The sequence below is a fragment of the Parasynechococcus sp. genome (assembly GCF_042954245.1).
GTDB lineage: Bacteria > Cyanobacteriota > Cyanobacteriia > PCC-6307 > Cyanobiaceae > Parasynechococcus.
Genome location: NZ_JBGKDP010000146.1, coordinates 1 through 4,766, shown reverse-complemented (window position 1 = coordinate 4,766; position 4,766 = coordinate 1). Strand labels below are relative to the sequence as shown.

Genomic DNA, 4,766 nt, shown 5'->3' with positions numbered 1-4,766 from the left:
CGAGTTCGAACACGGCCCCCCGGGACGCTGCCGGTGCTGAAACTTTGAGCAGCATTAGCTCACGCTCCACGGCCGGGCGCTGGGTCAGGTCGAGGACCTGAAGCACGTTCACCAGTTTGTCCAGCTGTTTGGTCATCTGCTGGAGCGTCTGGTCATCGCCCTCCACCACCATTGTTAGGCGCGACTGCCCTTCGGCCTCTGCTGGGCCGACAGCCAGGCTGTCGATGTTGAAGCCGCGTCGGGCGAAGAGTCCTGCGATCCGGCTGAGTGCGCCGGATTCGTCCTCAACCACCACCGAAAGGGTGTGTTTCATCGCCGCTGGTCGTCCCCTGCCGGTCTGGTCCTCCCAAGTTACGGTCCAGCCAGGGCAACAACACAGTCAGGAAGCGATCGGGTGCTTCGTCATGGGGGCAGTGACCGCAGCGATCCAGCACCTTTAGCTCGAGTTCTGAGTGGCTGGCGGCTAGGGATTCCCCGATGGCTAGGGGCACAAATCGATCCTGACGGCCCCAGATCAGCAGCATGGGCGACCGCAGTTGTTCGAGCAGTACTGGGGCTGTGGCGCCTCGGGGACGGTTTGCCATGCCCAGGCTCATGCCGCGCAGGGCCTGGGCTGCTGTGGGGCGCCGGGCAGGACGGGCGATCAGCTGCAGCAGCTCTGGGTCGGATTGGATCGACTTCCAGTAGGCCCCCTGAAGCCCGGCTTTGAGCAAGCCCGTGCGCGCGATCAAGGGCACCACAAGCTCAAGTGGAAGCAAGTGCAGCACCAGTGCGAGCAGCCGCCGCTGCCAACGCCGCCGCCAGGGTGCCCGTCGTTTCGGCAGCGGTTGAATCAGGGCAGGGTCTGGCAGGGGCGCGGCGACCACCGCCCGCACCCGGTTCGGCGCCCGCACCGCGGCGGTGAGTGCGGTCAGGCCCCCCAGGGAATTGCCGATCACCACCGCTGGCTCTTGCACCACCTGATCGAGGAATGCGCACACCTGCAGGGCCCAGAGCCGGTTGTCCATCGGCCGCGCCGGCTGGGCGGATTGGCCGAAACCCAGCAGATCCAGGCTGTAGACCCGCCAGCCCTGATCAGCCAGGCGCGGCGCGCAGTGGCGCCAGTGTCCGCTGGCGGCGCCGAAACCGTGCAACAGCAGCAGGGCAGGGCCCGCTTCAGGGCCGCTGACCCGCCAGTGGCAGGGCCAGCCCCTCCACTGCCAGGTGCTCTGGACACCCCACTCGTCAGTCTGGACAGCAGCAGGCGGCACCCTTCTGACCTCAACCGATCATCACTATCGCGAAGGTTTGGCTGAGCTCAGCCTTGGCCCAGGCTTTTTCAGGCCTGAGTCGCGTCCGGCCCGGGACCTATCGGTGTTGCTGGCCCGTCACCAGAACCTCCACGCCACGCGGCCCCTGTGCTGGCTTGATCTGATGGCCGGTTGCGGGATCCGGGCCTTGCGCTGGGGGTTGGAGGCGCTGGGCAATCCTGCCGTTGAGACAGAACTCTGGATCAACGATGGGGATCCCGACCGGCTGCCGCTGATCCAGGCCAATGTGCGGGCGCTGGGGTGTTCACCGCGGCTCACGGCTGACGCCGCAGACCTGGTGTTGCACCGGTCGATTGTTCAGCGCCACTGGTTCGATTTCATCGACCTTGATGCCTTTGGCGCCCCTGGGCCTCTGATTCAGCCGGCCCTCCAGGCCCTTCGCTTCGACGGCCTGTTGTTTCTGGCCTCCACGGATGGCCGGTCCCCCACCGGTCATGACCGGGCTGGCGCCATTCGTAGCCTTGGGGTCGCCGCTCGCGCCCACCCTTCCAGCTGGGAAATGGCCCTGCGGCAGCAGATCGGGCTGGTGGCGCGGCAGGCTTGGATGCTGGGGCGCGGACTGCAGCCGCTGTTCAGCTTCAGTGAAGGCCGCACCTTTCGCATTGCCTTGCGCCTGCGGCGCCAGATCCCAGCGGGCGATGAACAGAAGCTTGGGCTAGTGGCCCGTTGCGAACGCTGCGGTGCCCAACGGGTGCAGCCTCTGCTGAAGCTCAGCGGCTGGCCGGTCTGTGACTGCACGGCTGGACAGGGGCGGTGGAGCATCAGCGGCCCGTTGTGGATCGGTCCCTTGCAGGAGCCGCAGCTGTTGCAGCAGCTGATTCCTGATGCTCAACAGCTGGGGCCTCAGCAAATCAGCCCCGCCACCCTGCGCTTGATGCAGCGCCTGCAGGCGGATCCCGGTGATCGCCCCACGGTCTGGCCCACCGATGAGCTGGCCCGGCGGCTGGGCATCGGCGGGCCGCCAGCTCTGGGGCCATTGGTGCAGGCGCTCCAGGCCGCGGGCTATCGCGCCAGTGCTAGTGGCGTCATGCCTGGCCAGGTGCGAACCGATGCCGAATTACCGCAGCTGTTACAGATCTGCACCAGCCTGTGGGGGGAAGGGATTTAAATGGGCGTGCGATCGCTTTGCCCAGACCATGGCTGCTGAGATTTTTGGAACTGCTGCGATCTTCTGGGTGTTGATTCCCATCGGCCTTGCTGGTGGTGCTCTGCTGCTAAAACTGCAGGGCGACGACTGAATCAGTCGCTTGGAAGCGGGGGCCATTAGGCTCTCTTCTTCGTGAGGAAGGCGCCGATGCAAGTGCTTGTGGTGGGTGGCACGGGCACCCTGGGACGACAGATCGCCCGTCGTGCTCTTGATGCCGGCCACCAGGTGCGTTGCATGGTGCGGACCCCCCGCAAGGCCGCTTTTCTGCAGGAATGGGGTTGTGAGCTGACCCGGGGTAACCTGTTGGAGCCCGGCAGCCTCGATTACGCCCTCGAGGGCATGGATGCGGTGATCGATGCATCCACCAGTCGCCCGAACGACCCCCGCAGCATCTACGAAACGGATTGGGACGGAAAGCTGAACCTGCTTCGTGCTTGTGAACAGGCAGGGGTGAATCGTTTTGTCTTTCTCTCGCTGCTGGGGGCCCATCAGCACCGCGACGTTCCCTTGATGGACATCAAGGCCTGCACGGAGAAGCTGCTGGAGTCGTCGGATCTCGACTACACGATCCTGCAGGGCGCCGCCTTCATGCAGGGGGTGATCAGTCAGTTCGCCATTCCTGTTCTGGAGAACCAGACCGTGTGGGTGAGTGGCAGCCCCACGGCTATTGCCTATATGAATACCCAAGACATGGCCCGCTTCGCTGTTGCGGCCCTTGAGCGGGAGGAAACCGTGCGTGGCACCTATCCCGTTGTTGGCCCCAAGGCCTGGAACACCGGTGAGCTGGTTCAGCTCTGTGAACGTTGCAGTGGCAAGACAGCCCGCGTGTTTCGGGTACAGCCCTTCCTGATGAATCTGATGCAGGGGGTGGCGTCCTTCTTTGAACCCGCCGTCAACGTGGCGGAGCGGTTGGCTTTCGCTGAGGTCACCGGTAGTGGTCAGACCCTGGATGCCCCCATGCAAAACAGCTATGCCGCCTTCGGTCTTGAGGCATCGGAGACCACGGACATGGAGGGCTACATCGGTGAGTATTACGACACGATTCTGAAGCGCCTGCGCGAGATGGAAGCCGATCTCGACAAGGACGCGAAGAAAAAGCTGCCCTTCTGAACCTTGATGCCTTTTGGTTCTTTTGTACTATCGCCTCGATTGATCCTTTTCTGATGACTGTCGCTCAGCTCAAAAAACTGCAGCGGCGTCTGCAGTTGTTGTCGGACGAGGCGGAACAGGGCCTCAACCGCGTCTGCGGCCATGATCTGTGGAAGTCGGTGGGCCCCGATGCAGTGGATGGTGTGGCGGACCCCGACCGACGGGCCGAGGCCAACTACTGGTATGGCCAGTGGAATGTGGTGCGTGAGCTGCAGGAGGTGATCGGCTGATGGCTGAATCGTGTTGTTCGTCCCCAGCGCCCCAGTCTCTGGATCAAACCCAGGCGGTAGAAGCCCGCTACGGGGCCGCTGTCCAAGAGCAGGAAGCCTGCCTTTGTACCCCGGTCGGCTTCAACCCTGCCCTGCCCAAGGTGATTCCTGATGTTGTCGTTGAGCGTGATTACGGCTGTGGGGATCCCACCCGTTGGGGTGAATCAGGGGGACCGCGTGCTCGACCTTGGCAGCGGTAAAAACGCCTTCATCTGCAGCTAAATTGTCGGGCCATCCGGCCGCGTCACCGGTATGGACCGCAACGCCGATATGCTAGCCCTGTCCCGTGAAGCAATCCCGGTTGTTGCCTCAGCAGTGGGCTTCGACAACGTCTGTTTCGTCGATGAAGCCATCGAAGCCCTGGATGCCCCCACGGCCACAGGTGAATCTCTGATCGCTGGCGGTTCGATCGATGTGGTATCTATGTGGTACTGAGCAACTTTGTGCTCAACCTGGTGAATCCATCGGCACGCGACAGGCTCCTGGCCAACATTCGCCGGGTCCTGGCTCCCGGTGGTTGCGTTGCCATAAGCGAATCATTTGCGATCAGGTCGTGCTCCTGCGGTTGCAGCAGGACCCTGATCTCTGGAGCGGCTCCATCAGCGGCGCCTGGCAGGAGCAGGCCTTCCTGGAGGCATTCGAAGCTCTTGGCCTATTCAGTAGGTTTGCTACGCCGATCGTAGTGAGTGGCCCTGGCGTGTGGTGGAGGGCATTGAATTCCGGGCGGTCACCCTCGTCGGTACCCTCCCCGCCGAGGGCTAGCGCTCGAGCTGCTGCTGATCAGGCGGTTCAGCCGTTCCTGTTCAGCTGCCGTCACCGCACGCCAAGTGCCGGGTTGAAGGCCCGTGAGGTCCAGCGGTGGTCCGTTGTCCATCAAATCGATCCAGCAAC

At 63.5% G+C, this 4,766-nt stretch carries 6 protein-coding genes and 1 pseudogene; 5 read left to right on the top strand and 2 right to left on the bottom strand.

From position 1 onward, the window contains the following. Both ilvN and ACGVJ8_RS06415 read right to left on the bottom strand, forming a co-directional pair. On the bottom strand, positions 1 to 313 hold a 313-nt coding region (ilvN, locus tag ACGVJ8_RS06420; protein ID WP_392346491.1), incomplete at its 3' end, for an acetolactate synthase small subunit. After that, a complete protein-coding gene (locus ACGVJ8_RS06415; RefSeq protein ID WP_392346489.1) occupies positions 285 to 1,250 on the bottom strand; it encodes an alpha/beta fold hydrolase in 966 nt (321 codons plus the stop codon). The genes ACGVJ8_RS06415 and ilvN, both read right to left, overlap by 29 nt. A 37-nt stretch (positions 1,251 to 1,287) precedes the next feature. Here ACGVJ8_RS06415 and ACGVJ8_RS06410 point away from each other — a divergent pair, with 37 nt between their 5' ends. The 5 genes and pseudogenes from ACGVJ8_RS06410 (at position 1,288) to ACGVJ8_RS06390 (ending at position 4,637) form a co-directional block, all read left to right on the top strand. Next, entirely contained in the window at positions 1,288 to 2,418 is a 1,131-nt protein-coding gene (locus ACGVJ8_RS06410) for a N2,N2-dimethylguanosine tRNA methyltransferase (protein WP_392346487.1), read from the top strand. 28 nt (positions 2,419 to 2,446) lie between these two features. After that, positions 2,447 to 2,548, top strand: a complete 102-nt coding sequence (petM, locus tag ACGVJ8_RS06405) for a cytochrome b6-f complex subunit PetM (RefSeq protein ID WP_038553686.1) — start codon at positions 2,447 to 2,449, stop codon at positions 2,546 to 2,548. Between the two features lie 56 nt (positions 2,549 to 2,604). Further along, a complete protein-coding gene (locus tag ACGVJ8_RS06400; RefSeq protein ID WP_392346485.1) occupies positions 2,605 to 3,567 on the top strand; it encodes an NAD(P)H-binding protein in 963 nt (320 codons plus the stop codon). A 53-nt stretch (positions 3,568 to 3,620) separates the two neighbouring features. Further along, positions 3,621 to 3,836, top strand: coding sequence for a hypothetical protein (locus ACGVJ8_RS06395; protein WP_392346483.1), 216 nt, complete (start codon positions 3,621 to 3,623; stop codon positions 3,834 to 3,836). Next, positions 3,836 to 4,637: pseudogene (locus ACGVJ8_RS06390) on the top strand (methyltransferase domain-containing protein). Before ACGVJ8_RS06395 ends, ACGVJ8_RS06390 begins: the two are co-directional and overlap by 1 nt. The last annotated feature ends 129 nt before the right edge of the window (positions 4,638 to 4,766 follow it).

What these genes read in the sequence shown, in the direction of transcription:
- petM (WP_038553686.1), top strand. Translation starts at nt 2,447, where the DNA reads ATGGCTGCTGAGATTTTTGGAACTGCTGCGATCTTCTGGGTGTTGATT.
- ACGVJ8_RS06400 (WP_392346485.1), top strand. Translation starts at nt 2,605, where the DNA reads ATGCAAGTGCTTGTGGTGGGTGGCACGGGCACCCTGGGACGACAGATC.
- ACGVJ8_RS06395 (WP_392346483.1), top strand. Translation starts at nt 3,621, where the DNA reads ATGACTGTCGCTCAGCTCAAAAAACTGCAGCGGCGTCTGCAGTTGTTG.